The 26,593-nt window shown below is 49.0% G+C and carries 24 protein-coding genes; 6 read left to right on the top strand and 18 right to left on the bottom strand.

Going from position 1 to position 26,593, the window contains the following annotated elements; translation table 11 throughout:
• The first annotated feature begins 19 nt into the window (after positions 1-19).
• Positions 20-1,282 carry a multifunctional CCA addition/repair protein gene (locus N3Z11_RS04525; RefSeq protein WP_260655965.1) on the top strand — a complete coding sequence of 421 codons (1,263 nt, stop codon included), beginning with the start codon at positions 20-22 and terminating at the stop codon, positions 1,280-1,282.
• A 97-nt stretch (positions 1,283-1,379) separates the two neighbouring features.
• Here N3Z11_RS04525 and N3Z11_RS04520 read toward each other — a convergent pair whose 3' ends face one another.
• From N3Z11_RS04520 to folB, 4 genes are all read right to left on the bottom strand, one after another.
• Entirely contained in the window at positions 1,380-4,466 is a 3,087-nt protein-coding gene (locus tag N3Z11_RS04520; RefSeq protein ID WP_260655964.1) for an efflux RND transporter permease subunit, read from the bottom strand.
• Positions 4,467-4,506: 40 nt separating this feature from the next.
• Positions 4,507-5,631 (bottom strand): efflux RND transporter periplasmic adaptor subunit, encoded by a 1,125-nt coding sequence (locus N3Z11_RS04515; protein WP_260655963.1) that lies wholly within the window; start codon positions 5,629-5,631, stop codon positions 4,507-4,509.
• A gap of 218 nt (positions 5,632-5,849) precedes the next feature.
• Complete coding sequence (folK, locus tag N3Z11_RS04510) at positions 5,850-6,332, bottom strand: 2-amino-4-hydroxy-6-hydroxymethyldihydropteridine diphosphokinase (RefSeq protein ID WP_260655962.1); 483 nt, start codon at positions 6,330-6,332, stop codon at positions 5,850-5,852.
• Positions 6,332-6,685, bottom strand: a complete 354-nt coding sequence (gene folB / locus N3Z11_RS04505) for a dihydroneopterin aldolase (RefSeq protein ID WP_260655961.1) — start codon at positions 6,683-6,685, stop codon at positions 6,332-6,334. The genes folK and folB overlap by 1 nt, the downstream gene beginning before the upstream one ends.
• A gap of 138 nt (positions 6,686-6,823) precedes the next feature.
• Here folB and plsY point away from each other — a divergent pair, with 138 nt between their 5' ends.
• On the top strand, positions 6,824-7,432 hold the full coding sequence (gene plsY / locus N3Z11_RS04500; protein ID WP_260655960.1) for a glycerol-3-phosphate 1-O-acyltransferase PlsY: 609 nt from the start codon (positions 6,824-6,826) through the stop codon (positions 7,430-7,432).
• Positions 7,433-7,558: 126 nt separating this feature from the next.
• On the opposite strand, the gene trpS is transcribed toward plsY, so the two are convergent.
• Together trpS and rpe are read right to left on the bottom strand one after the other, a co-directional pair.
• Positions 7,559-8,569, bottom strand: coding sequence for a tryptophan--tRNA ligase (gene trpS, locus N3Z11_RS04495; protein ID WP_260655959.1), 1,011 nt, complete (start codon positions 8,567-8,569; stop codon positions 7,559-7,561).
• 89 nt (positions 8,570-8,658) lie between these two features.
• Positions 8,659-9,333, bottom strand: a complete 675-nt coding sequence (gene rpe / locus N3Z11_RS04490) for a ribulose-phosphate 3-epimerase (RefSeq protein ID WP_260655958.1) — start codon at positions 9,331-9,333, stop codon at positions 8,659-8,661.
• 239 nt (positions 9,334-9,572) lie between these two features.
• On the opposite strand from rpe, the gene N3Z11_RS04485 reads away from it, so the two are divergent.
• From N3Z11_RS04485 to N3Z11_RS04475, 3 genes are all read left to right on the top strand, one after another.
• Positions 9,573-10,322 (top strand): TorF family putative porin, encoded by a 750-nt coding sequence (locus tag N3Z11_RS04485; RefSeq protein ID WP_260655957.1) that lies wholly within the window; start codon positions 9,573-9,575, stop codon positions 10,320-10,322.
• A 166-nt stretch (positions 10,323-10,488) separates the two neighbouring features.
• Positions 10,489-10,764: a hypothetical protein gene (locus N3Z11_RS04480; protein ID WP_260655956.1), complete on the top strand. Its 276-nt coding sequence runs from the start codon at positions 10,489-10,491 to the stop codon at positions 10,762-10,764.
• On the top strand, positions 10,761-10,952 hold the full coding sequence (locus tag N3Z11_RS04475) for a DUF2970 domain-containing protein (RefSeq protein ID WP_260655955.1): 192 nt from the start codon (positions 10,761-10,763) through the stop codon (positions 10,950-10,952). The genes N3Z11_RS04480 and N3Z11_RS04475 overlap by 4 nt, the downstream gene beginning before the upstream one ends.
• 13 nt (positions 10,953-10,965) lie before the next feature.
• Here N3Z11_RS04475 and N3Z11_RS04470 read toward each other — a convergent pair whose 3' ends face one another.
• The 9 genes from N3Z11_RS04470 to N3Z11_RS04430 form a co-directional block, all read right to left on the bottom strand.
• Positions 10,966-11,805 (bottom strand): Dam family site-specific DNA-(adenine-N6)-methyltransferase, encoded by an 840-nt coding sequence (locus tag N3Z11_RS04470; protein WP_260655954.1) that lies wholly within the window; start codon positions 11,803-11,805, stop codon positions 10,966-10,968.
• 15 nt (positions 11,806-11,820) lie between these two features.
• Positions 11,821-13,428, bottom strand: coding sequence for an AAA family ATPase (locus tag N3Z11_RS04465; protein WP_260655953.1), 1,608 nt, complete (start codon positions 13,426-13,428; stop codon positions 11,821-11,823).
• A complete protein-coding gene (aroB, locus tag N3Z11_RS04460) occupies positions 13,429-14,508 on the bottom strand; it encodes a 3-dehydroquinate synthase (RefSeq protein WP_260655952.1) in 1,080 nt (359 codons plus the stop codon). It lies immediately after the preceding gene.
• A 24-nt stretch (positions 14,509-14,532) separates the two neighbouring features.
• Positions 14,533-15,051: a shikimate kinase AroK gene (gene aroK / locus N3Z11_RS04455; protein WP_260655951.1), complete on the bottom strand. Its 519-nt coding sequence runs from the start codon at positions 15,049-15,051 to the stop codon at positions 14,533-14,535.
• Positions 15,052-15,210: 159 nt separating this feature from the next.
• Entirely contained in the window at positions 15,211-17,268 is a 2,058-nt protein-coding gene (locus N3Z11_RS04450) for a type IV pilus secretin PilQ (RefSeq protein WP_260655950.1), read from the bottom strand.
• Between the two features lie 16 nt (positions 17,269-17,284).
• Positions 17,285-17,821: a pilus assembly protein PilP gene (locus tag N3Z11_RS04445; protein WP_260655949.1), complete on the bottom strand. Its 537-nt coding sequence runs from the start codon at positions 17,819-17,821 to the stop codon at positions 17,285-17,287.
• Positions 17,821-18,411, bottom strand: a complete 591-nt coding sequence (locus N3Z11_RS04440; protein WP_260655948.1) for a type 4a pilus biogenesis protein PilO — start codon at positions 18,409-18,411, stop codon at positions 17,821-17,823. The genes N3Z11_RS04445 and N3Z11_RS04440 overlap by 1 nt, the downstream gene beginning before the upstream one ends.
• A complete protein-coding gene (locus N3Z11_RS04435; protein ID WP_260655947.1) occupies positions 18,408-19,019 on the bottom strand; it encodes a PilN domain-containing protein in 612 nt (203 codons plus the stop codon). The genes N3Z11_RS04440 and N3Z11_RS04435 overlap by 4 nt, the downstream gene beginning before the upstream one ends.
• Positions 19,007-20,086, bottom strand: coding sequence for a pilus assembly protein PilM (locus N3Z11_RS04430; protein WP_260655946.1), 1,080 nt, complete (start codon positions 20,084-20,086; stop codon positions 19,007-19,009). Before N3Z11_RS04430 ends, N3Z11_RS04435 begins: the two co-directional genes overlap by 13 nt.
• A gap of 153 nt (positions 20,087-20,239) precedes the next feature.
• Here N3Z11_RS04430 and N3Z11_RS04425 point away from each other — a divergent pair, with 153 nt between their 5' ends.
• Positions 20,240-22,789, top strand: a complete 2,550-nt coding sequence (locus tag N3Z11_RS04425; RefSeq protein ID WP_260655945.1) for a penicillin-binding protein 1A — start codon at positions 20,240-20,242, stop codon at positions 22,787-22,789.
• Positions 22,790-22,889: 100 nt separating this feature from the next.
• Here the strand turns inward: N3Z11_RS04425 and argH are convergent, their stop codons facing one another.
• The 3 genes from argH to N3Z11_RS04410 all read right to left on the bottom strand — a co-directional run bounded on the left by argH (position 22,890) and on the right by N3Z11_RS04410 (position 26,482).
• Positions 22,890-24,269 (bottom strand): argininosuccinate lyase, encoded by a 1,380-nt coding sequence (gene argH / locus N3Z11_RS04420; protein WP_260655944.1) that lies wholly within the window; start codon positions 24,267-24,269, stop codon positions 22,890-22,892.
• Positions 24,270-24,344: 75 nt separating this feature from the next.
• Positions 24,345-25,559, bottom strand: a complete 1,215-nt coding sequence (locus N3Z11_RS04415) for an argininosuccinate synthase (protein ID WP_260655943.1) — start codon at positions 25,557-25,559, stop codon at positions 24,345-24,347.
• An 8-nt stretch (positions 25,560-25,567) separates the two neighbouring features.
• Positions 25,568-26,482 carry an ornithine carbamoyltransferase gene (locus tag N3Z11_RS04410; protein WP_260655942.1) on the bottom strand — a complete coding sequence of 305 codons (915 nt, stop codon included), beginning with the start codon at positions 26,480-26,482 and terminating at the stop codon, positions 25,568-25,570.
• Positions 26,483-26,593 lie beyond the last annotated feature (111 nt).

Genomic DNA, 26,593 nt, shown 5'->3' with positions numbered 1-26,593 from the left:
ACCGCAGTCAGGAAAGCATGTGAAGATATATCTTGTGGGCGGCGCAGTGCGCGACCAGTTATTGGGCCTGAAAGTAAAAGACAACGACTATCTGGTTGTCGGGGCCACACCGGAACAATTATTGGCGCAAGGTTATCAGAGTGTCGGCAAAGACTTTCCAGTGTTTTTACACCCCAAAACCAAGCAGGAATACGCGCTGGCCCGCACTGAACGTAAACAAGGCCAGGGTTATACCGGTTTTGCCTGTTATTTTGCGCCCGATGTGACGCTGGAACAGGATTTAATGCGCCGCGACTTAACCATTAATGCAATGGCGCTTGATGAACAAAGCGGTGAGTTATTTGACCCTTATGGCGGGCAGCAGGACTTACAGCAAAAACTGTTGCGCCACGTGTCGCCGGCTTTTGTTGAAGATCCACTGCGGGTGCTCAGAGTCGCGCGTTTTTATGCCCGTTTTTTTCCGCTGGGTTTTAGCGTGGCTGACGACACCAAACAACTGATGGCCGAGCTGGTGGCGCAGGGTGAGATGCAACATCTGACACCGGAGCGGGTATGGCAGGAAACGTCCAGAGCACTGCTGGAGCAAACACCGGCTGCTTATTTTGAGTTACTGCATGAAGTGGGCGCCCTGGCCGTGCTGATGCCGGAACTTGATAAACTCTGGGGCATCCCCAACCCGCCAAAATGGCATCCGGAAATTGATAGCGGCATTCACAGTATGCTGGTGCTGCAGCAGGCTTCGCTACTGTCGGAGCGGCTGGACGTACGTTTTGCCGCTTTGTGCCATGATCTCGGCAAGGGCGTGACTCCACCAGAGCACTGGCCGTCACACCACGGCCATGAAGTGTTGGGGTTGCCAGAGATTAGCGCCCTGTGTCAGCGTCTGCGTATTCCCAACGACTGCCGGGATCTAGCGCTGCTGGCCAGTGAATACCATCAGCTGGTACACAAAGCTTTGGAGCTGCGCCCTGTCACCATCCAAAAGCTGTTTGATGGCATTGATTTATGGCGCAAACCGGAGCGGCTGGAATTGTTGTTGCTGTGTTGTATCGCCGATTTGCGCGGCCGCACCGGTTTTGAACAGGCGTCTTATCCGCAGGCGGATTATTTACGCGCCCTGGCAAATGCCGCCAAAACCGTGGATATTAAAACGCTGGTCGCAGCAGGTTTTCAGGGCGAGGCCATGCGCAGCGCAGTGGCAAAGGCCAGGCTGGATGCCATCAGTCACAGCATGCAGGCGCTGAAAGCTGCGGGCGACCATTCACTACCTGAAGCGCAATAAAATTACATTTAAAAACGGTGTGCGGGGAAAAAAGCCCAATAAAAAAACGGAGCCTGACGGCTCCGTTTTTTATTGGGTTACAACTGAAGTGCAGCTGTTACACCGCATCGGCCTGCAGTTTTTCTTCTTTGACGTGATCAGCCTGATGATCTTTAGCGAGCAGCACATAAATCGATGGCAACACAAACAAGGTAAAGATGGTACCTATGGTCATGCCGAGCACTAATACGATACCAATAGAGTTACGCGCTTCAGCACCTGCACCTTCGGCAAAAATCAGCGGGGTATGACCGGCCACTGTGGCAATACTGGTCATCAGTACCGGCCTTAAACGCAGCACAGAGGCCTGACGCACAGCTTCAATTTTGCTCAGGCCTTCTTCCTGCAGTTTATTGGCAAATTCCACCACCAGAATACCGTTGCGGGCAATCAGGCCGACCAAAGTCACTAAACCCACCTGCGAGTAGATATTCAGCGTGCTGGTAAAAGCATCGGTAAAGTGCGGAATAGGCGCCGGGATTTTCAGGAAGGTAAAGACCAGAGCGCCAAACATCGCCAGCGGCACTGAACCAGCCAGAATCACCACAGGGTCACGGAAGCTGTTGTACTGCGCCGCTAACACCAGGAAAATCATCATCAAAGCGGTTAAAAAGGCCGGCAGGAAGGTATTGCCTTCACGTTTTAACTGCCTGGATTCACCGGTGTAATCTACGGTGTAGCTTGATGGCAAAATTTTTGCCGCTTCAGCTTCAAGGAACCTCAGGGTTTCATCCAGCGGCTTTAACGTCACACCACTGATTTTCACCGCGTTTAACTGCTGCATCCGGTTGATGCTACGCGGCACAGTGCTGTGGGTCATAGTGGCAATTTGATCTAAGCGGATCATGCTGTTATCCGGCCCAGTGATATAAAGTTTGCTTAAATCATCCGGCGTTAAACGGCCTGTCCTTTTCACCTGCGGTATCACTTTGTAACTTAAGCCAGCCATATTAAAGCGGTTGACATAACCACCGCCCAATAAGGTGCCAAGATCCTGAGTGACGGTGCGCATATCCAGGCCTAAATCGGCCACTTTTTCGCGGTCGATATGCAGCTGATATTCAGGTTGGTCCACTTTCATATCCAGCATAGGTGGGAAGGCAAACATACCGCTGTTAGTCATCAGCTCCTGCATCTTTAACGCATAATTGTAAATTTCGCGCGAGTCGGCGGTAGAAGCAATGACAAACTCCACCGGGAACTGACCACCACCAGGTAAAGCCGGCGGGGTAATTGGCATAATACGCACACCGGCTATTTTGCTGAGTTCTTCCTGCACTGAAGGCAAAATTTCCGCTGTAGTGCGCTCACGCTCACCCCAGGGTTTCACCACCATGCCGCTAAAACCGCCGGTTGGGAAGTTGATCTGAAAGGTAAAGTCGGTTTCAGGCACCTTCATAAATACCTGATTCACCTGTTTGCCATAAAACGCCGACTGGTCAATAGTGGCATTGGCCGATGAATCAACAATACCAAAAATAACACCCTGATCTTCTGTCGGTGCCAGCTCTTTGGCCGACATGCTATAAAGCGGAATGGTCATAGCGGTAATACCAATCCAGAACAAATACACACCCCAGCGGTTTTGCAGCGTCTGATTCAGTTTGCGGCTGTAAAACACGCTAAAACGGTCAAAAATTTTCGACAAAGGCGCTTTAAGCTCAGTGTGAGGTTTTAGCATTCTGGACGCCATCATTGGCGATAAGGTAATAGCCACCACAGCGGAAATGGCTACAGCACCGGCCAGCGTAATGGCAAATTCGCGGAACAGGGTGCCGGTTAAACCACCCTGCAAACCAATAGGCACATAAACCGACATCAGTGTGACTGTCATCGCAATCACGGGGCCGGCCAGTTCACGCGCCGCCACTATGGCAGCTTTAAAGGGTTTTAAACCTTCCTGGATATGGCGTTCAATGTTTTCCACCATCACTATGGCGTCGTCCACCACCAGACCCACCGACAGAACTATTGATAACAGCGTCAGCAGGTTCAGCGAAAAACCACAGATTTTCATAATAAATAACGCGCCTATCAGCGACAGCGGTATCGCAATCACCGGAATAAGCACAGAGCGGCTAAAACCCAGGAACAGGAAAATCACAATAATGATAATGATCAGGGTTTCGGCCAGGGTCTTAATCACATCATCAATGGCAGCCTGAATATATTTAGTGGCGTCGTAGGACACTTCACCACTTAAACCCGCCGGCAATTCGGCTTTGATGGCTTCCATCTCTTCGGTGACTTTTTTAATCACTTCCAGACTATTGGCATTGGGCGCCACAAAAACACCCATAAACACCGCGGTCTGACCGGAGTAGTTCACTTCTACACTATAATCGTCTGCCCCAAGTACCACATCAGCGATATCCTGCAGCCGCACCACCCCTTCGCTGTTTTGACGCACCACCAAACGGCGGAAGTCTTCCACATTGTTCATGTCGGCATTGGCACTTAAATTCACCTGAGTGTAGGAGCCGCGGGTAGTGCCAATAGCAGCCTGCACATTGTTATTGGCCAGCGCCTGGCGTACATCGGTTGGGGTAATGTTATAAGCGGCCATTTTTTCCGGTTTTAACCAGATGCGCATGGCAAAGGTACGGCCACCGAGGATTTCCGCTTTTTGTACACCGGAAACCGCAATTAACCGCGGTTGTACCGAGCGCGTTAAAAATTCGGTGATCTGGTTTTGTTCCAGAATGTCCGAGCTGAAACTTAAATAAGCCGACGCAAACTGGCTGTCCGCCGCTTCGATGGCAATGGAAGGCACTTCGGCCTCTGGCGGTAACTCGCCGCGCACCTGATTCACCTTTGCGGTAATCTCGGTCATGGCTTTAAGCGGATCGTAGTTTAAATGCAGATGAGCACTGATGGTGGACACACCCATAGTGCTCTGCGATTCCACATAATCAATACCACCAGCTGAGGCGATAGCCCGCTCTATCGGCGTGGTAATAAAACCCCGCACCAGTTCAGCGTTGGCTCCCACATAAACAGTGGTAATTTTGATCACAGCAATGTCACTGCGCGGATACTGACGCACCGACAAATTGCTGAGCGACTGAAAACCGGCCAATAAAATCAGCAGGCTGACCACTATGGCCAGCACCGGTTTTTTAATAAAAATATCGGTAATATTCATTATTCACCTGAAAAAATGGCAGTGTCTGCAGCAAATTGGCTTAACTGTCCGCCGGTGTTGGCTCTGTTTTAAATTCCGGCGTTGGTTGGTCGGTGATCACCAGCGCCTGATTATTAAAAAGTTTAAAAGCGCCGGCACTGACCACACTTTCACCGGCTTTAATACCATCCAGCACTTCAACAAAATCACCTCTGGACTGGCCTAACCGCACAAACTGCTGTCTGGCTTTAAGCGCACCGGTTTTTTCATCTTTGTCCGCGACAAAAACTGTGTCACCAAAAGGTGCATAGATAATGGCGGTAGAAGGCACAGCCAACACCTGTAACGGCTCGCTTAAAGTTACTGTGGTTGACACCGCCATGCCCGGCATCAGTTTATTGTCGGCATTGTCTAATGAAGACTGCACTATGGCGTTGCGGGTCGTTGGGTTAATCTCAGTACCAATAGCAGTAATTTTGCCGGAAACAACAGAACCTTCAGCATCACCAACGGCCACGCTGACCTCTAAACCACGGCTGATTTGTGACAGCCAACCTTGTGGAACCGGAAAATTCACCCGCACTCTGTTGGTGGCTTGCAGCGAAACTATGGCAGTGCCCACCTGTAAGTCGGTGCCTAAATCGACCTGACGAATACCCACCCGGCCATCAAAAGGCGCACGAATTTGTTTTTTCTCCAGGGTGGCGCGCAAATCATCCACATCACCTTTAGCCGACTCAACCTGCTGTACCGCAGTATCCAGCTCACTTTGGCTGGCGATATTGCGTTTACGCAGTTCTACCAGACGCTGGTAACTGGCCTGTGCCAGCTTTAATCTGGCCTGAGCGGCATCCAGCTGGGCTTTTTCGTTGACCGCTTCCTGTTCAACCAGCACTTCGCCAGCCTGCACATAAGCACCACTCTGGAAGGCAATACGTTTTACCTTACCTGGCACCTGGGCTGAAATAGTGATGCCTTCATCCGCTTCCACTGTACCGATGGCAGTGTAGGTTTGTGGCCAGCTTTGCAGCTTAGCCTGATACACACTGACAGACTCTGGAGGGGGGACAAAAGATTCACCACTTTTGATCATGGTAAAAATCTGCTCAGCTTTGATACCGGCAACAATTGCCAATACCAATAGCAGCAGGCCAAACGCAATCAGGATAGATTTAAGTGCTTTCATTCGGGTCGCCAGTTTGCTTATGTCGAACGTTAAAAGAATTCAGGCAGAGAAATAACAATAATTCTCTTTAAAACAGCTGTATAAAATACCATAGCTCGTCGTCAAACTCGAGACAGCCGCCTGGATGTTTTTAATACAGATTTGTAACTATTTGTGAGACACCTTAACATCGAAACCTCCTGTTTACGTTGTCGCTGTCTTAATAGATGACAGCAGGGCTAAAACTGAAAAGGCACAGGCCAGATTTTTTGCTGTTTTTGATATTGTTGCCACAGCTGCTGATAACTGACAGCCAATACCGGATGCAGCACTGTCGGGGCTATTTCGGCCAGCGGCCAGAGCACAAAGGCGTTTTCGGTAATTTCACCCCGGGGTAATTCTACCGGTTGCTGGCAAATCACCTGATCGTAGGTTAATAAATCCAGATCGAGGGTGCGGCCACAAAATTTTTCACCACCACGTACCCGGCCATGCCGGTCTTCGATGGCTTTAAACACAGCGACGCAGTCGGCAACACTGAGTGAAGTCTGGGCACCAACAACCATATTGTAAAAAGCATCGCCTTTAAAACCGACAGCTTCACTTTCATACACGGACGACAATTGCAGGCTGGTAAAAAACTGCTGCAGCTCCTGCACCGCCATCCGGATATGATGTTCTCTGTTGTGATTGGTACCAACACTAATATAAATCTGCGCCATTACCAGGCGCCCCGGCGAATCTCAACACCGACATTGGCGGCAGCAGGCACTGCACCCGGTTTACAAACCCGCACCCGCACTGCTGGTGTGGCAAAGTCGGTTAATAACATTTGAGCTACTTTTTCAGCGACTGTTTCAATCAGTTCAAGCGGTTGTGCACAAACTAACGCCGTTACTTTTTCACTGATCACGGCATAGTCCAGCGTCAGACGAATATCGTCGCCAGCAGCGGCCTGACGGATATCAGTGGCCAGTTCCAAATCCAGTTCGAGACGTTGGGTGATGGTTTTTTCCCATTCATAAACCCCAATCACCGTATCGATTTGTAACTGTTTTATAAATACCATATCCATTATATTGGCTTCCGCATTGCGTTATCTTAGGGTTCAGGTAGGCTGGTCGGATAGGCAAAGCGTAAAAAAGCCGATAATCTGACCGCTTTCGTAAATCCGACGCGATCTTAACGCAAAACCAGGTGTTGAGGAAATCCATTGATAACAACCAGTATCGGCCTGATGATGATAGCTGCTTATTTGTGCGGTTCGGTTTCATCAGCCGTTATTGTCAGCAAACTGTTCAGGCTGCCTGATCCGCGCCGTCATGGCTCCGGCAATCCCGGTGCCACCAATGTGCTGCGCCTGGGCGGCACCCTGCCCGCTGCGCTGGTGCTGGTGTTTGATGTGCTTAAAGGCACTATTCCGGTCTGGGGTTCTTATTTTCTCGGCATTGAAGCTTTTTATCTGGGCATGATCGCTATCTGCGCCTGCCTGGGGCATATTTATCCGGTATTTTTTGGGTTTCAGGGCGGCAAAGCTGTTGCCACCGCTTTTGGCACTATGATGCCCATAGGTCTTGATCTGGCGGGTTTATTAATTGCCACCTGGATGATTCTGGTCGGCGCCACAGGTTATTCATCATTTGCCGCTGTTGTAACAGTGAGCCTGGCTCCCATTTTTACCTGGTTTATCAAACCTTTATATACCATTCCTGTGCTGATGCTGAGTATTTTGATTGTGATCCGGCACCGGCAGAACATTGTGCGTTTATGGCAGGGTAATGAATCTAAAGTCTGGGATAAAACCAAAAGGCCAAAAGAATAACCAAAAAGCACGGCAGCTAAGGTCCCTGCAATGGCCTGGAATAGCCCGGTGTTAATGCGTTCTGACACTGATTTTAAGCAATAAAAAAGGAGGCTTAGCCTCCTTTTTTATTGCTTCATCAGCCTGTTATGGCATCACAAAGCCTACGGCTTCGTTCACCTTGGCTAAAGTTGCCGCTGCGCGCTGACGGGCATTAGCAGCGCCGGCACGCATCACGTCATTCATCAGCTGCTGATCCTGCCTGATCTCGGTATAACGTTGTTGCACTGGCTCCAGCAGCGCAATCACCGCATCAGCCACGTCCGTTTTTAAATGGCCGTACATTTTGCCTTCGTACTCGTTTACCAGAGTTTCCACCGACTTGTTGGTCACGCCGGACAAAATACTCAGCAGGTTAGCAACACCCGGCTTGGCATCAATATCAAAATACACCCTTGGTGGGTCTTCCGAGTCTGTCATCGCCTTTTTAAACTTTTTGCTGATCATTTTTGGATCTTCCAGCAAACCAACAAAGTTCCACGGATTTTCATCCGACTTTGACATCTTTTTGGTTGGTTCCTGCAGGCTCATCACCCGGGCAGCCACAGGCGGAATATAAGGCTCTGGCACGGTAAACACATCACCGTGCAAGGCGTTAAAGCGCATGGCAACATCACGGGCTAGTTCCAGATGTTGTTTTTGATCATGACCAACCGGCACCTGATTGGCCTGATACAACAGAATGTCAGCGGCCATTAACACCGGATAGGTAAACAAACCGGCATTAACGTTATTGTTATGACGCTCAGATTTATCTTTAAACTGCGTCATCCGGCTTAATTCACCAAACTGGGTGTAGCAGTTTAATACCCAGGCTAACTGGCTGTGTTCAGGCACATGCGACTGCATAAATACCGCTGAACGCTGTGGGTCTATGCCACAGGCCAGATAGAGCGCGAGAGAATCGAGTGATGCACTGCGAAGGGCAGCTGGCTCCTGACGCACCGTAATGGCATGCAAATCAACAATACAATACAGGCAGTCATAATCGTCCTGCATGCGGTCCCACTGCCGTAAAGCCCCCAGATAGTTACCAATAGTGAGCTGTCCCGAAGGCTGAGCACCGCTTAATACAATGGGTTTCTTGCTTGCTGTCATAAAAAATCCGTTGCTGATGATCCAAACCTTGGGATCAAACTAAAAAATTGTCGCGATTATACCCTGCAGCCACTGAAATTACAGTGTGCTTAACGGGCAACTTTGGCCAGTTCAGCGCGCATTTGTGCAATCACAGCGGCATAATCAGGCTGACTGAAAATGGCCGAACCTGCCACAAACATATCGGCGCCGGCAGCGGCTATTTCGGCGATATTGTCCACCTTGACACCACCGTCTACTTCAAGACGGATCGGTAAACCACTTTGATCAATCAGTTGCCGTGCTTTTTGCAGTTTATCCAGTGTTGACGGAATAAAACTCTGACCGCCAAAACCAGGGTTCACCGACATCAGCAAAATCACGTCCACTTTGTCCATCACATGTTCAAGGTAGGTTAAAGGCGTTGCCGGGTTAAACACTAAACCGGCCTGACAACCCTGTTCGCGAATGAGCTGCAGGCTGCGGTCGATATGTCTGGAAGCTTCCGGATGAAAGGTAATAATACTGGCACCGGCTTTGGCAAATTGTGGGATCAGTGCATCCACCGGTTCCACCATTAAATGCACGTCAATAGGTGCGGTAATACCATAATTGCGCAAAGCGCTGCATAACATAGGGCCAAAAGTCAGATTGGGCACATAGTGATTGTCCATCACATCAAAATGCACCACATCAGCGCCTGCGCTGAGCACTCGCGCTACATCGTCACCCAGCCTGGCTAAATCAGCCGATAAAATTGAAGGCGCCAGCCAAAATGGTTGCATCAGACTTATCTCCGCTTATGGCAAATAAAATTGGCGCTTAATGTAACCGATTTGTGTTGTCAAAGCAGCCACTGCCTGTCACAAAGCGCCCATAAAACAGGCAATTACGCACCAAATCAGCGCAGTGGCAGCATTTGTGCAATAAGCAGCTAAACTAGAGCATTGAATCCTATAAACATTTTTCTGTGGCATAAAAATGGAATAGCCAAAGGTGATACTTTCAGACAAGGGCAAATCTCATGAAAAAAACTGCAACACCGTTCACTAAGCCACTTCCTATTGCACTAACCTGCGCATTATTGCTGCTGGCAAGCCAAAGTTTTTCCAGCCAGGCTGAGCCTACTCTCAGTGGCAATGTCAGCCTGACATCCGATTATTTGTTCCGGGGTATTTCGCAAACCAATGAAGGTATGGCGTTACAGGGTGGCCTGACGTTAAGCGCCGAAAATGGTTTTTACCTGTCCACCTGGGGCTCAAATATCAGTTTTGGTCAGGGTTCGATGGAGCTGGATTTATTGGCCGGCTGGACAGGCAAGTTGTCTGAAGAATGGAGCACCGATCTGGGTGTGATGCAGTACCGTTACCCCAATGGCAATAACGACACTGACCAGTTTAATTTTTATGAAGCTTACGGCAAATTTATTTATAAAGATCTGACGCTTGGCTTGGCTTATTCCAACGATTATTTCGGCACTGATGTGGACACTTTTTATTATTATTCAGCCGATTATAACTACCCACTGCTCGATAATCTGACGCTGCAACTGCACGCATCTTATAACCAGTTTGAAAACAACACCCAGTACAGCACTTTCCTGGCGGCTGGCCCTGTCTCAGGGGATGGTTATCTGGATTGGAGCATTGGCGCCAGCACCACGCTGCTTGGTACCTCTTTGTCGTTAAAATATGCCGACACTGATATCGACAGTTCGGCTGAATGTAATTTGTGTGATGGCCGTCTGGTTGCAACCCTGACCAAAAGTTTCTGATATCACGATCAAACGCCTCAAAGCAGCGCCAGCCGCGGCTGCTGCTGAGAGGTGTTAAAGATGCAGCCTGGCTTTCAGTTCCCTTATCTGGGAAAACATAGCAATGGCTTGTTCAATTTGTATCACTGCTGTATTATTCGCCAGTCAACCGATGGATCTGCGACTGATGAAAACACCAACTTTAATCAAAATTACCGGCCTGTTGCTTGGATTAAGCGCAGTGGTGTTGTTATTGCCGGCACAAAGTGAACCCCATATTGCGTCGTGCAATAAAATCATTTCAATCTCTGAGCAAGGCATCGAGCACATCACAGTACAATGTGATCAGGCACCACAACCGAGCTGGTCGTCCTGGTTCAGTGGCCATAGCCGCTCAACCCAATTCCATTTTATTGATTTACTCGAATTGCTCAGCCGTTTCCACCACAAATCAGCATCATGAAACAGCAACCCAGCCTGAAACAAGTGTTTAAGGCTGTGGCGGGCGCTTTGATTGGTGTGCAATCTGAACAACAACGACAACAAGACTTCAACAGCAGCAGTCCTGTGCCTTATATAGTGGCCGGTATTATTACGACGCTGTTGTTTGTCGCTGTGCTGCTCATCACAGTCAAACTGGTTTTAGACTAGCAGTCTGAACCTTTCAGCGCCCTGCACTACTTTTATACAAAGCAAACAGCTCGGTCACTTTGCCTCTGGTACTGCCCTTCTGGCTGATGGAACGCCCCACCTGAATCGAATGTAATTCAGCACCCTGATAAATCTTGCGCGTCCAGCTGGTATCGTGGTTACTGATAAGCACCGAATGACCACGCTGCTGCGCCTGCTCCGACAAATTCGCTAAATCGGCCTGATCATCCAGATTAAAACTGTTTTTGGCGTAAGAGGTAAAACTGGCGGTTTTTGACAAAGGCACATAAGGCGGGTCGCAATACACCACAGCCTTCGCCGGCAATTGCGCAAACAACTGCTGATAGTCCATACAAACAAATGTCGCTCTACTGGCTTTTTCAGCAAAAGCTTCCAGCTCAGCTTCAGGGAAATAAGGTTTTTTATATTTGCCGAATGGCACATTAAACAGGCCTGACTGGTTATAACGGCATAAACCGTTATAACAATGCCTATTTAAAAACAGAAACAACAATGAACGCTGGTAAGGATCTGCTGTTTGGTTAAACAGCTGGCGCAACGCCAGAAATGCCGATTTTTCATTATTACTTTCGGCAAATAATAAACGGGCGTCGCTAATCAGCTGCTGTGGTTTTTGCTGTAAAAACTGATACAAATGAATGAGATCGGCATTGATATCATTAAGCAGATAACGGGAATAGTTGGTATTTAAAAACACCGAACCTGCACCAACAAAAGGCTCCACCAGTACATCAGCTTCCGGCAAATGCCCGACAATAGCTTCCATCAGGTTATATTTGCCGCCCGCCCACTTTAAAAAAGCGCGCTGCTTTTTCACCGGATTTTTATTCAAAGTGAACCTGCCTGCTTATTGAACACTGATTTCACTATGAATATCGGCCAGTGGTTTGACAAAAGCCTGTTGCAACGCCTTGGGTAAAGCGGATATCTGGGCTTTGGCTTCAACCGCATCAGCAAAAGGCGCCATCACCACCACCAACTGGCGCTGACCATTTTTGGTGCGCTGGTAGGTATAGGTTTGCAAAGATGGCTCTGAGGCCAAAAACGACTTTAATGCCGCTTCGTTTGAAAACACTACCAGCTGCAGTGCCATACCAGACATCGACAATAACTCAGACTCCTGGAAGGCATAACCACCGGCACTTGGCTGGGTGGTCGCAGATGCTTTTTTCAGTTCTGCCTGGGCTTGTGCCGCTAAATCCTCTTCCGGCTCAGCGACGGGCTCTGCCAAAGTCTCGGTGCTGCGCTGTTGCTGTCCACTGACTTCTTCGGTCATTTCATCGGCAACAGATAACTCGGCCTCAGCGGCCAGTTGCTGCTCAGGCTTTGTTTCAGGCTGCGCTTGTTCGGCACTGCCCTGAGTTAAATCAGGCACCTGGGTCGGAATTGTCTCCGGCTGTTCATTTTGGGCTGGAGCTGGCTCTGTTACCACTGATGGGCTGTTATCTTCAGCCTGTGCTGAAGTGTTTTCTTTGAGCTTTGGCTCTTCTGGCGTTTCAATTGTGGGTTCAACTGCAGGCTGCTCAGTGGCTACAGCCTGCCCTTGCTCAGCGGCAGCAAAATCAACAGGTTTTGCCATACCAGCAGCGCTGGACGATGCAGTTTTACTGCCCACCTGTTCCAGTTCGCCCACCAGCTTTTCCACCACAGCTTTATTTGCTGCAGGCACAGCAGTTGCTGCCACTGGTGCAGGTGCAACTTCTTGTTCTTCCGGCAGATAAGTCAGCTCACCCAAACCGGCTGGCTGTTGCTGTTGTTCGGTCCAGAACCAGAAAAATACCACAGCAGCTATCAGCGCCATGCCGCCGGTAAATACCAATAAAGGTTTGGCCAGCGACGCTGTTTTAACTTCAGTTTTGGGTGTTTGGCGGCGGGCTAATGAAGGGTCCAGCAAGACATGCATATTGCCAAGCGCAGTATCCATCCGATCGGCAACCGTCAGGGTGTTTAAACCACTGCCTTCGAGCAGCAGCTGAGCGTCTTCCAGACCAAGCGCCGGCAGCGGCAGATTTAGTTCAGCGGCCTCAGCCGGATGTTCGGTAGCTGCAATCACCAGACAAGGCAATTCGGCAAGTTCAGCCCAGAGTTCTTCAGGCAAATATTCAGCCTGGTCAATCACTAACGCCAGTGGCTCTGTCAGTTCTCTGTCGCCCACCAGCTGCAACATAGATTTAGTGGCGTCTTTACAGACACCAAACCAATGCTCCAGCACATGCTGGCGCACTCTGGCGGCGGTTAACTCAGGTTCAGCTTTAATCAAAGCCAGATTAAACTGACTGGATAACAAGTCGGCAATGGCCAGCGTTAAGGTGGTTTTGCCGGTGCCTGGCCCGCCCACCATATGAATACGCTGATAAGGATTAAACTCCAGCTGGAATACCAATCGTTCCAGCCACTGCCGCTGTGAAGGCAATAAGCCTTTCATATGAGTTAACTTTTGTTGTAATTCAGACATTTATCCGGCAAAAACCTGCTGTAATTCTGTTTCTGTGACATCGTCAACGATGATGGCGACCCCAAGCGTTTTTGGCAAGATAAAGCGCATATGGCCGTCTTTTACTTTTTTGTCTGTTTTCATATAAGGCATAAAGTCCGCAATCTTCATACCGGCCGGCGGCGCAACAGGTAAGGCAAAAGCCTGTAATAATGCACGGACTCTGGCAACATCATCAGACTGCACCCAACCGCGGGCGGCAGCAAGTTCAAATGCCATCATCATACCAACGGCAACAGCTTCACCATGCAACCACTCACCATAACCCAACCAGGCTTCAATGGCGTGTCCAAAGGTGTGACCCAGATTTAATAACGCCCTTTCGCCCTGCTCGGTTTCATCCCGGCTGACAATATCGGCTTTCATCTGACAACAGTGGCGGATCATCTGACTAAGCTGCGGTTCCTGCAACTGGCGGATGGCTTGTTGTTGTTGTTCCAGCCAGCTGAAAAAGGCCGCATCACCAAGCAAACCATATTTAATCACTTCAGCCATACCTGCGCTGAATTCTCGTGCAGGTAATGAGGCTAAAACGCGGGTATCGATCAGCACGGCCTGCGGTTGGTGAAAAGCACCAATCATGTTTTTGCCAAGTGCATGGTTGACGGCTGTTTTGCCACCCACTGATGAATCAACCTGCGATAACAAAGTGGTTGGGATCTGCAAAAATGCGGTGCCGCGTTGATAACAGGCAGCAACAAAACCTGTTAAATCGCCAATCACCCCACCACCAAGCGCGACTAACAGTGCGTCACGCGGCATGCGCTGTTCCAGTAAAAATGAATTCACCTGCTCAAAAGACTGCAGATTTTTATAAGCTTCGCCATCGGGCAGCAAAATTTCGCTGACGGTTTGGCCGGCAAACAAGGTTCGGATTTGTGGCAGGTATAAAGTAGCGACCGTAGGGTTGGAGATAATCGCAACTTTTTTATAGCGCCAGAGCATCGACAGCTCCGGCACCTGGTGCGCACTGGTAAGTAGGTCAGGCGCAATCACTATCGGGTAACTGCGCTGGCCAAGTTGAACGGCAACTTTTTCCATCGACAGTCCCCTTAGCTGGAAAAATTAAAAACCCAGTTGTTCAACAATCTGATTGGCAACAGAACGGGCGCTTTGTTCGTCAGTCCGGATAGTGAAATCGGCGATTTCTTCATACAACGGATTACGTTCAGCAGCCAGACGTTCCAGCACATGTTGTGGTGCTTCTTCAGTTTGTAATAACGGGCGGCGTTTATCCCGCTGGGTTCTGGCAACCTGCTTTTCAATCGGCGTTTCCAGATAAACTACAATGCCACGAGCTGATAAACGGTTACGCGTTTCTTTGCTCAACACCGAGCCACCGCCAGTTGCCAGGACTATGCCCTGCAGTTCGGTCAGGTCTTCAATGACGTTTTCTTCACGAATGCGGAAGCCTTCTTCGCCTTCCAAATCAAAAACCCAGGCAATGTCGGCACCGGTACGGCGCTCAATTTCCTGATCTGAATCGTAGAAGTCGAGATGCAGCATTTCTGCTAAATGACGGCCAATGGTACTTTTTCCTGCGCCCATAGGGCCAACAAGGAAGATATTGCGTTTCTCTGCCATATGTCGTAATGCTAATCAGCTAACTAAATGAGGGTTGATGTCAGGACCTAAAAGCTCCCACGAAAATTTGAAGCGCTGAATTATGTCAGTTTTGCCGATAGCTTAGCAAGCTAAATTTCACAGGACCCGGCTGGGTCCTGTGAAGCTCAGAGCAAGACTTTATTTGTTTTCAGTCAGAATTTTTGGCGTGACGAAAATCAGGAGTTCTTTCTTCTCGGTTTTATCCAGTGAGCGGCGGAACATTGCGCCAACGTATGGAATATCGCCGAAGAAAGGTACCTTTTGCACAGTATTGACCGTTTGTTGCTGGTAAATACCACCCAACACTATGGTTTCACCGTTATCTACCAGCACCTGAGTCTGAATGCGCTGGGTATCAATGGCCACAGCGTTACCTGTTGCTGTGGGTACAATTTTACCTTCGGTATCCTGCGTCACCACCAGGTCCAGGATAATTTTGTTATCCGGTGTAACCTGAGGTGTTACTTCCAGGCTTAATACCGCCTTTTTAAATTCCACTGTAGTAGCACCGCTTGATGCTGACTGTACGTATGGAATTTCCACACCCTGCTCAATACGGGCTTTTTTCTGGTTGGCTGTCGAAATACGGGGTGAAGCCACAATTTCCGCTTTGTTTTCTTCTTCCAGTGCCGACAGTTCCAAATCAATCAGCGTACCGTCGCCTAACTTGGCAATATGGAAACCAATACGGCCGGCAGACTCTGAATTTAACGGCAGATTGACGTTATATCTGTCTCCCAGACCTGGAATCACGCCGTTGGCAAGATCATTGGCCGCTTCGGAGCTACCACCTACACCTTTGGTAAGCTGCTGGTCGTTAAAACCCCAGCGAATACCCAGTTCGTCCGCCACGCTGTCTTTGACCGTGACCATGCGGGATTCAATCAACACCTGTTTTACCGGTACGTCTAAACGCTCGACTAAACGGCGTACGTTTTCAATGGCCTTGGCGGTGTCTTTTAACAGGATAGTGTTGGTTCTGTCGTCTACCGACACCACACCACGGGCTGTTAATAATGAAGCGTCTTTATTGCTCAACAGGTTGGCTAAGTCAGCCGCTTTGGCATAGTTCACTGCAATAAATTCTGAGTATAAAGCTTCCAGCTCTTCCACTTTATTGCGGGCCTGTAACTCTTTGGCTTCACGTTCTGCCAGTTCGTCTGTTGGCGCCACCATCAGAATGTTGCCATCCATACGTTTATCCAGACCACGTACTTTCAGTACTATATCCAGCGCCTGATCCCAGGGGGTACCGTCCAGACGTAAGGTGATATTACCGTTGACCGAGTCGCTGGTGACCAGGTTAAAACCGTTATAGTCGGCGATGATCTGCAGCACGGTACGAACCGGAATATCCTGGAAGTTTAAAGAGATAGCACGGCCTTTGTATTCTTTACCGCCGGCCATAAAACCAACGGCAGATTCGTCTTTTTCCACACTTAAGCTGAAAATGTTGTCAACTTGCTGATAGTTAAACTTAAAGGCTTCAGTCGGCTCAATCACCAAGCGGGTTAACGCACCTTCTTTAAAGGTTTCGATCCCTTTCACCACAGTGCCAAAGTCCATCACGTCCAGCTGATATAACAACTCTTCCAGAATGTCGGTGTTGTGGAATTCAACTACAATTTTGCCGAGCTTTTCAGAAACGTCGACCGCAGCAGTATTCTCTTTTAAGAACACCAGCACCCGGGCCTCGCCTTTTTCACCCCGACGAAAATCGATGGCGTTGACTTTGTTGATATAGGTAGGAGTTACATCCGCAGTCTGACCCGGGCCAGCTTCGGTTGGATTGTCAGAAATCTGCAGATAAAACACGTTACCTTTGACGCGGGTGCGGTACAGCTTCAGGTAATCGAGATAAACCGAAGTTTTAAAACCTTCGTTATAAAATTCAGACTTGGCTTTTTGCACACCGGCTTTATCAATCACCACTTCAGCCAGCTTTTCTTCGTAATCGGCTTCGTCGAAGGTCAGCTCAATCCGTGACGGATCGTTTAACACCTGCACTGAAGGCTCAGCCTGTAAATCTTCATCGAACACAAATTCGATTTCAGTTTCGCCTGTGCTTAACGGGTTATAACGAACATCGTACAGCAGCGGAACTGCCATCGCCGGAGAGGCAGACAGCAACAGCAAACCCAGTAACCAAGGACGGCTGGCTGGTACTTTTTTGATTGTTTTAGTTGTATTTTCCATGCTTCTCTCGCATACCTTATTTGCTGGCTACAGCTGCTGGTTCAGCCATCTGCAGTACTGTGGTTCGTTCTTTCCAACAACCTGCACCATCAGGAATGAGTTCCAGTAATTCCACTTGCGCCGGATCCACATTAATCACACGACCATGGAACAAGCCCAGGTAATTGTTTTTACTGATCCGGTGTAACGTTTTGTCCGAAGCTTCAATCAAAGCCCAGATATCGTCTTGATCACCCAAAGTGCCGCGCATCTTCAGATTATCCAGAGCGTATTTTTCTAACGGCTCTTTGCGCCTGGACGGATCCGGACTCAGACAGTCCTGGATCTGCGCATATTTTTCCTGTACAGCTTCAGGCCGTGGCGCACTAAACGGGCTGCGGCTGTCTGCTGATTTATAACTGATATGCACAAACTGTTTTACTTCAGGCAGCGGCGGTATTTTTGCCGGTGTGCTGGCTTTGACTGAATTCATAAACTGTTGAATATCGGTCAAATCATCATAACAGCCTTGCAACAAAAACAAACTGATTAATACCGGTAAGGAACGACGCATTATTGAGCCTCCTTGTACCGGTAGGTTTTGGCCACCACGTTAAACACCAGACGTTCTTCTTTGTCTGTACTGACCGAGAAGTCATGCAAAGACACAATACGCGGCAGTTTTGCAACTTCACTGACGAAGTTACCAAACTGGTGGTAATCACCCACCACGTCAATTTTGATCGGCAGTTCGGTGTAAAAGTCTTTTTCGATTTCAGGCAACCAGTTGATTTTGACAAAAGTTAAACCGGTAGAAGTACCAGCATAGGTAATATCGTCCAGCAAACCAGGAGTTTCATGAGTGGCCGGTAACTGTTTTAACAGGTAAGAAAAGGTTTGCTCCATTTCTACCATTTGTTTTTTATACAGTTCCAGGTTCACCGCTGAGGCGTATTTCACTCTGTATACCTGACGTAATTCTTGTTCTTTCGCTTCTGAAATTTCCAGTGCGGTGATTTTGTCATCAACCAGCAGGAAAAAAGTTAAAGTGGCAATCAGAATAGACAACACCGCAATCACAATGACTTTACCGGCTAAGGGCCATGAGCCCATATCCGACATATCAAGGTTGTTCAGCTCGTCCAGATTAAAATTCATGCTCATTTTGCTGTCCCCTGTGCTGGAGTGCCCGGTTTCACAGCCGCCGGTTTGGCTTCACCCTGCACCGCTTCAAAACCTTTTACCGTCAGATGAATTTTAAAATCACTGAGGATCTGGCTTTGGTCTTTACCCGCTTCTATAAATTCCAGCAACGGATCTTTTAACAGCTCAGAACTTTCAACAGAACGAATCATGTTAGACAAACGGTTGTTCGACTCGCTTTTACCCACCAGCAGCAATGAAGGACCTTGTTTTTGCAGATTGGATAAATACACACCGGCAGGCACCACGGCAGCAATTTCATCCATGATCTGGGTACCCAGGTTCCGGCTGCTTTGCAGCTGGGTGATAAGCTCCATCCGCTTTTGCAGATTTTTCTTTTTCTCATCCAGCTCGCGGATCTCAACAATACGTTGTTCCAGTACGGTGATTTCACCCTGCAAATACGCATTGCGACTGTTCTGACCTTCAATTTTGGCGCTGTACACTGCACTTAACCCAAACACTGCGGCAAAACTCAAGATGCCCGCCATGCTGAGCATCGTCATAAATTGTGTTTGTTGTTGTTTCCGCTGCGCTTCACGCCACGGCAATAGGTTTATATATGCCATGTCGAAAAACTCCGTAACGCCAGACCACTGGCAACCATCAATTGAGGGGCAACCTGATTGAGTAATTCACGGTCCACTGAAGTCGCTGTTTCCATATTTAAGAATGGATTAGCCACGACAGTGTGAATGCCCAGCTCGTCGGTGAGTAACTTATCCACACCTTCAATTAAACTGGTACCACCTGAAATCAACAGATAATCGATATTGTCACGCCCTGAAGTGGTCAGATACATCTGAATACCACGCCTGACCTGCTGTAATAACATGGTCTGGAACGGGGCTAGCACCTCAAAGGTATAGTTGGGTGGTAAATCATTATTCACTTTGGCCTGCTCGGCCTCTTCGTAAGTTTTACCATAATAAGAAACAATACTGCGGGTGTATTGTTCTCCACCAAACATCTGATCACGGGTGTATAACACTTTGCCACCTTCCATGATGCTGAGTAAGGTCATAGTGGCACCGATATCCACCACAGCAACCAGCTTGGATTTGGCATCACTGGGTAGCTGTTTATAACAAAGTTCAGCAGCGCGGCTTAACGCATAACTTTCTACATCGATAACTTTGGCGGTAAAGTCCCCTTGATCCAGCGCACTGACGCGGGTTTGCACACTTTCAGTACGGGCGGCACTAAGCAACACGTTTACTTTAGACGGGTCGTTTGGATTTAAATCCTGTTTTTCAAAATCCATACTCACTTCACTGAGCGGATATGGGATCAGGCTATCAGCTTCAACTTCAATCTGACTGGCCAGTTCGTTATCGGATAAATTTGCATCCATAAAGATAACTTTGCTGATCACGGTCGAACCCGACACTGCAGCAGCAGCAAACTTCACTGATTTTGGAATCTTTTTGCGGATTTTACTGATGACGTTGCCTACGGCTTCGATGTCCTGGATTTCGCGCTCGTTCATCGATCCTTTAATCATAGGTTCAATTGCAAAGGCTTCTACTTTATAATGCGGACCATGCTGACTGAGTAATACAGCCTTCACGGTGTGGGCACCAATGTCTACCCCCAGAATTAAAGGGTTTTTTGTATGAAACAGGCGATTTATCATAGCTTCCTGCGGCCGTATCAAATTTATGATTATTATGGTTTTGATTTCTAGCTTAGTCGTTTTTAAAACGGATCTAAAGCGCTTTAACGACTGCTAATAAATTTATACTAGCAGCCTATTTTGGTAAATGGGAGTAAAAATTGGGGCTATTCAGTGTCTTGGCTTAAAAAACTGGTAATTATCACCCTCAGCTGCGCGATCCTTGGCGTAACTTTGATATTTGGCAGCTATATCTATCTGAAAGATGACCTGCCCAGTGTGGAAACACTCAAAGATGTCAGGCTGCAAACGCCGATGCGCGTATTTAGCCAGGACGGTGAGCTGATTTCACAATTTGGTGAGAAGCGCAGGATCCCTCTGAAGATCAATGAAATACCACCTTTATTGATCCAGGCGGTACTTGCAACCGAAGATGCACGTTTTTACGAACATCCGGGCATAGATCTGATCGGCGTGTTCCGGGCTGCAACAGTGGTTGCTACCACTGGCGATTATAGTCAGGGTGCCAGCACTATTACCCAACAGTTAGCCAGATTGTTTTTCCTCAGCCGGGAAAAGAAAATAATCCGCAAAATAAAAGAAATCTTTTTAGCATTTCATATTGAAGAGCTGCTGACCAAAGATGAAATTCTGGAGTTGTACCTGAATCGGATTGAATTGGGTCAACGTGCTTTTGGTGTTGGCGCTGCAGCTCAGGTTTATTTTGGCAAAAACATTCAGGATCTGACTTTATCTGAAATCGCTATTATTGCCGGCCTGCCACAGGCACCTTCCGTATTAAATCCGGTACGCTCCCCAAGCCGTGCCCGCGCCCGTCGTAATATAGTGCTGGGCCGGATGTTGACTGTGGGTTACATCACTCAACAACAACATGATGAAGCCGTGCAGGCCCCTATTGTTTCCAAATTACATGGCGCGCAAATTACCGCCTCAGCCCCCTATTTGGCCGAAATGGTGCGCCAGGAAGTGGTGGACACTTATGGTGAAGAAGAAGCTTACTCCAAAGGCTTTCAGGTATTTACGACGGTGAATTCTGCGCAGCAGGCCCGTGCTGTTGCTGCACTGCAACAAAACCTGCACAACTACGACGAGCGCCACGGTTTCCGTGGCCCCGTAGCCGTAGTATGGCCTGCCACTAAACAAGACAACCCGGACGGTAGTTTTAGTTTTACTGAAGATAAACGTTTGTCGGATGAAGCCATTTTGGCCTATCTGGATGAGCAGGATGCCATTGAAAAATTACAACCTGCGGTCGTCACAGCAGTGCAGCAAAAGTCAGCCGCTTTAACTTTGGCCGGTGGCCGTAAAATTGAGCTGGGCTGGGACGGTATGAAATGGGCCCGTGCTTTTATCAGCAATGAGCGTCAGGCCAATCCACCGAAAAATGCCGGCCAGATCCTGGCGCCAGGTATGCTGGTCTATGTGCGTGAGCAACAGGGCAACTGGCGGTTAAGCCAGCTGCCTCAGGCCAGTAGTGCGCTGGTGGCGCTGGATCCAAATGATGGTGCGGTGCGGGCATTGGTTGGTGGTTACAGTTTTGGTTTAACACAGTTTAACCGCGTGACTCAGGCCAACCGTCAGGTAGGGTCAAATATAAAACCATTTATTTATTCGGCGGCGCTGGAGCATGGTTATACCCTGGCTTCCATCATTAATGACGCCCCCATCCATGAATGGGATGCAGGTTCAGGCACCGCCTGGCGGCCAAAAAACTCACCTGACGTTTATGACGGCCCTATCCGCTTGCGTGAGGCGCTGGCTAAATCAAAAAACGTGGTGTCGGTGCGACTTATCAGCGGAGTAGGTATTGATAACACCATCAATCACTTAGCTAAATTTGGTTTTCATAAATCGGATTTGCCACGCAACCAGACTTTGGCTTTGGGCTCAGCTTCATTAACGCCGATGGAACTGGCGACTGGTTATGCCGTGTTTGCCAACGGTGGTCATTTGGTTAAACCCTATATCATTACCAAAATTCTGGATGATCAGAACAATCTGATTTATGAGCATAAGCCGGTACAGGTATGTGATGACTGCGCGGCAGTAGCACAAGCCGAAGCCACATTGCAGGCAGCGGCCCAGGCCGCTGATACAGACAATGCAGCGCCAGCCGAAGCTGAAATAAAAGCCACAGCTGAGTTTGCCCCCAGAGTAATTTCTGCCCAAAACGCTTTTTTAATTGCCGAAGCGATGAAAAGCGCCATTTGGGGTGGTGACGGCTGGGACGGTACCGCCAAAAATCTGAGGGCATTAAAACGCCGTGATTTGTCCGGTAAAACCGGTACCACCAATGATGTGAAAGACACCTGGTTTTCCGGTTTTACCCCGGATCTGGTGATCACCAGCTGGGTTGGTTTTGATGACGCTGAAAGTGTGCTGGGTAAAACTGCCTGGAACAGCAATCTGGGTGTGGATCAGGTTGCCGGTGGTGAGTCTGGTGCCCGCACTGCTTTGCCGGTTTGGCAAAACTTTGCAGAACTGGCGCTAAAAGATCTGCCGGAAAAATTCCCGCCCGCTCCTGTGGGTATAGTGTCGGTGCGGATTGACAACAAAACCGGTTTATTAAGCCAGGCCACCGACAACAGCAGCAGTTTTGAGTTTTTCCGCCAGGGCACTGAACCGACTCAATATGCCGCGCCTACCAATCCTGATTTACCTGCAGATCAGCAAAAACCTGCGGAAATTGATATTTTCCGTTAAAGCATCAGGCCTTTTAGTGGGATGTTGCTTTTAGCAGCAACCGCAGGAAACAAAAAACCGGCATCAATGCCGGTTTTTTGTTTCCTGCGGTTACCGGGTTTTATAACGCCGCAAACCAATTTTGTGCGGCCTTTAGTGCAGCCGCAACCTGTTGTGGTGATGAGCCACCCAAGGCCGCTCTTTTCGCCAGACCCGCTTCGATGGTGAGTGCAGCATACACATCATCACCAATCAGTGCTGACACTGCCTGCAATTCGCTCAGTGACAAAGCTTCCAGCGGTTTTTGCTGGGCTGAAGCTTTGAGTACCAGCTCGCCGGACAGCTCATGCGCATCACGGAAGGCCACACCTTTACTCACCAGATAATCTGCAAGGTCTGTGGCATTGCTGTAGCCAAGCTCAGCGGCACGGCGACATTGGCCGGCATTCACCGACAAATGCGGCAGCACGGTGGCCAGCACCAATAAACATTGTTGCCAGGTAGACATCAGATCAAAAAATCCTTGTTTGTCTTCCTGCATATCTTTGTTATAGGCCAGCGGCAGGCCTTTGAGCACATGCAAAATAGCCACTAAATGCCCCAGCACCCGGCCGGTTTTGCCACGCAGCAGCTCAAATACATCTGGGTTTTTCTTTTGTGGCATTAACGAAGAGCCGGAAGAAATAGCATCTCCCAGTTTAAAAAAGCCAGCTTCGCCGGAGCAGAAGAAAATCACATCTTCAGATAAACGCGACAAATGGGTTAAACACAAACTGGCCGCTGCTGACAGCTCTACTACATAATCCCGGTCCGACACTGCATCCAGGCTATTACGCGCCGCTTCGGCAAAACCCAAACGTTGTGCCAGTGTGACTCTGTCGAGCAAGACGCCGGTGCCGGCCAGGGCACCACAACCGAGCGGACATACATCCATCCGTTTTAGAGCATCGTCCAGCCGGCTTAAATCGCGGCGAAACATTTCAACATAAGCCAAAGCCCAGTGACTGACCATCACCGGCTGTGCCCGTTGCAAATGGGTAAAACCCGGCATCACCAGCGCCTGATGTTTATCGGCAAATGCCAGTAAAGCGCCGATAGCAGATTTGAGGGCATCACGCACTAAACCGGCATTGAGCTTGCTCCACAACCTTAAGTCAGTGGCGACCAAGTCATTACGCGAACGGCCGGTATGCAGCTTTTTCGCGGCATGGCCAATTTTTTCACCCAGTTTAGCTTCAACCCAGCTGTGAATATCTTCTTCCTGACTTTGCAGCGGCAGCTCTGGGTTGGCTTCAACTTCAAGCGCCAGTTCAGCCAAAGCACCATCCAATAAAGCTGCTTCCTCGGAAGTGATAATACCAGCTTCGGCCAGGCCAATAGCCCAGCTGCGCGACGCGGCAATGTCCTGCTGCGCCAACAGATAATCAAAACTTAATGAGTCATTAAAAGCCCGGAACTCATCCAGACTGGCTTCCTGAAAACGTCCGCCCCACATGGCCATCTTGTACTCTCCACAATGCTGAGTATAAAAACAGCGGCCGAAACCGCTGCTTCACTTAAGCTCGCCGAAGCAATCTTACTTGGTGTGTAACGCCCGGATGCGGCTGGCCAGAGAATACAAACGGATAAAACCGGCAGCATCTTTCTGGTTATACACTTCATCACCATCAAAAGTGGCAAAAGCTTCGGAATACAGGCTGTTTGGCGAGCGGCGTTTGGCAACAGTCACCTGACCTTTATAAAGTTTCACCACAATATCACCGGTCAGTTGTTCCGCCAGCGAATTGGAAGCGGCAAATAACGCGTCTTTTAGTGGGGTAAACCAACGGCCGTCATACACCAGCTGCGCTACTTCTAAACCCACTTCTTCACGGTACTTTAATGAAGTGCGGTCATACACCAGGGATTCCAGCGCGCGCAGTGCCGCCACAATAATGGTGCCGCCCGGTGTTTCATAACAGCCACGGGATTTCATCCCCACCAAACGGTTTTCAACGATGTCGATACGGCCAACACCATGCTCAGAGCCAATGGCGTTCAGCTGTTCAATGGCTTCGATTGCGCCTACTGCATTACCGTTAATCGCAGTTAATTCGCCTTTTTCAAAACTCAGCTCCAAATATTCAGCTTTATCCGGCGCCTGCTCCGGCGATTTAGTCCACATCCAGACCTGCTCAGACGGCTCGTTCCATGGGTTTTCCAGCTCGCCGCCTTCGTGTGAAATATGGAATAAGTTGGCGTCACGGCTATAAATTTTGGTGGCCGTTGCTGTGGTCGGCACGTTTTTTTCGGCCAGATAATTCAGCAGCGACTGACGGGAATTAAATTCCCACTCACGCCATGGTGCTATCACTTTGAGCTGTGGCGCGAGTGCGGCAAAAGCACCTTCAAAACGAACCTGATCATTCCCTTTACCGGTACAACCGTGGCAGAGAGCATCAGCACCCAGTTTTAACGCCAGCTCCACCTGAGCACGGGCAATAATAGGCCGCGCCATCGAAGTGCCCAGTAAATACTGGCCTTCGTACACTGCACCAGCTTTCAGTGTTGGGTAAATCACTTCTTTAACAAACTGCTCGCGTAAATCCACCACATAACAGCTGCTGGCACCGGATTTAATGGCTTTTTCTTCCACACCGGCTAAATCTTCAGCGCCCTGGCCCACATCGGCAACAAAAGCAATCACTTCACAGTCGTAGTTGTCTTTAAGCCAGGGCACTATGGCCGAAGTATCTAAACCACCGGAATACGCCAGTACTACTTTTTTCACATTTTGTTTTGCATTATTCATGTTCGGCCTCAGGCAAATAAACTTACTAAAACAGCATTTTGCGCATGCATACGGTTTTCCGCCTGCTGCAGCACCAAAGAATAGTCACTGTCGAGCACTTCGCTGGTGACTTCGTGACCACGATGAGCCGGCAGGCAGTGCATAAAGTTCTTTACGCCCAACCGCTGCATCACAGCCGTATTGATTTGATAAGGGGCAAAAGCCGCTTCAACCTGCGCCGGATCGGCTTTATTGCCCATCGACATCCAGGTATCGGTATAAAGTGCATCAGCACCGGCCGCCGAAGACACATGCTGACTCAGCGTCAGCTTAGCGCCACTTTGTTGTGCCAGCGCCTGTGCCCTTAGCAGTACATGGGCATCAGGGCCAAAACCAGGCGGTGTGACCACAGTTAATGTCATGCCCATAATGGCCGAACCTAACATCAGCGAATGACAGACATTATTGCCATCACCAACATAAGCCAGATGCACCTTGCTGACATCACCAAACTGCTCTTTTAACGTCAGTAAGTCCGCCAGCGCCTGACAAGGGTGATACAAGTCACTCAGTGCATTAATCACCGGTTTTTTACTGCTTTGCGCCAGTTTAATCAGCGTTTGCTGCGAATACACCCGCGCCACTATGGCATCGGTCCAGCAGGCGAGATTGCTGCCAAAATCTTCCACCGACTCACGCACGCCCATAGCGCCGTTTTGCTGGTCCAGATACACACTGTGCCCACCAAGTTTGTTGATGCCCACATCAAAACTAACGCGGGTACGCAAACTTGGTTTTTCAAACAACAGTGCAATACTTTTGCCTTGAAGCACCTTGCTGTAGTTGGCGGGGTTTTGTTTAATGTCCTGGGCTAAATCCAGCAAGCCCGCTAATTGTTGTTGATCCAGTTCAGCTAAACATAACAGCTGTTTTAATTGACTCATAACTCACACTGTCTGACCGCGCTGCGGCTTCCTTATTGGGGAAATCGGCCCGAAGGCCGATGATTCAGACCTTCGTGAAAGCGGATTTCAGTGGGATTGAGGGCCTGTTAT

Source organism: Rheinheimera sp. 4Y26 (assembly GCF_025245835.1).
Lineage (GTDB): Bacteria > Pseudomonadota > Gammaproteobacteria > Enterobacterales > Alteromonadaceae > Pararheinheimera.
This window is presented reverse-complemented; position numbering and strand designations above follow the sequence as displayed.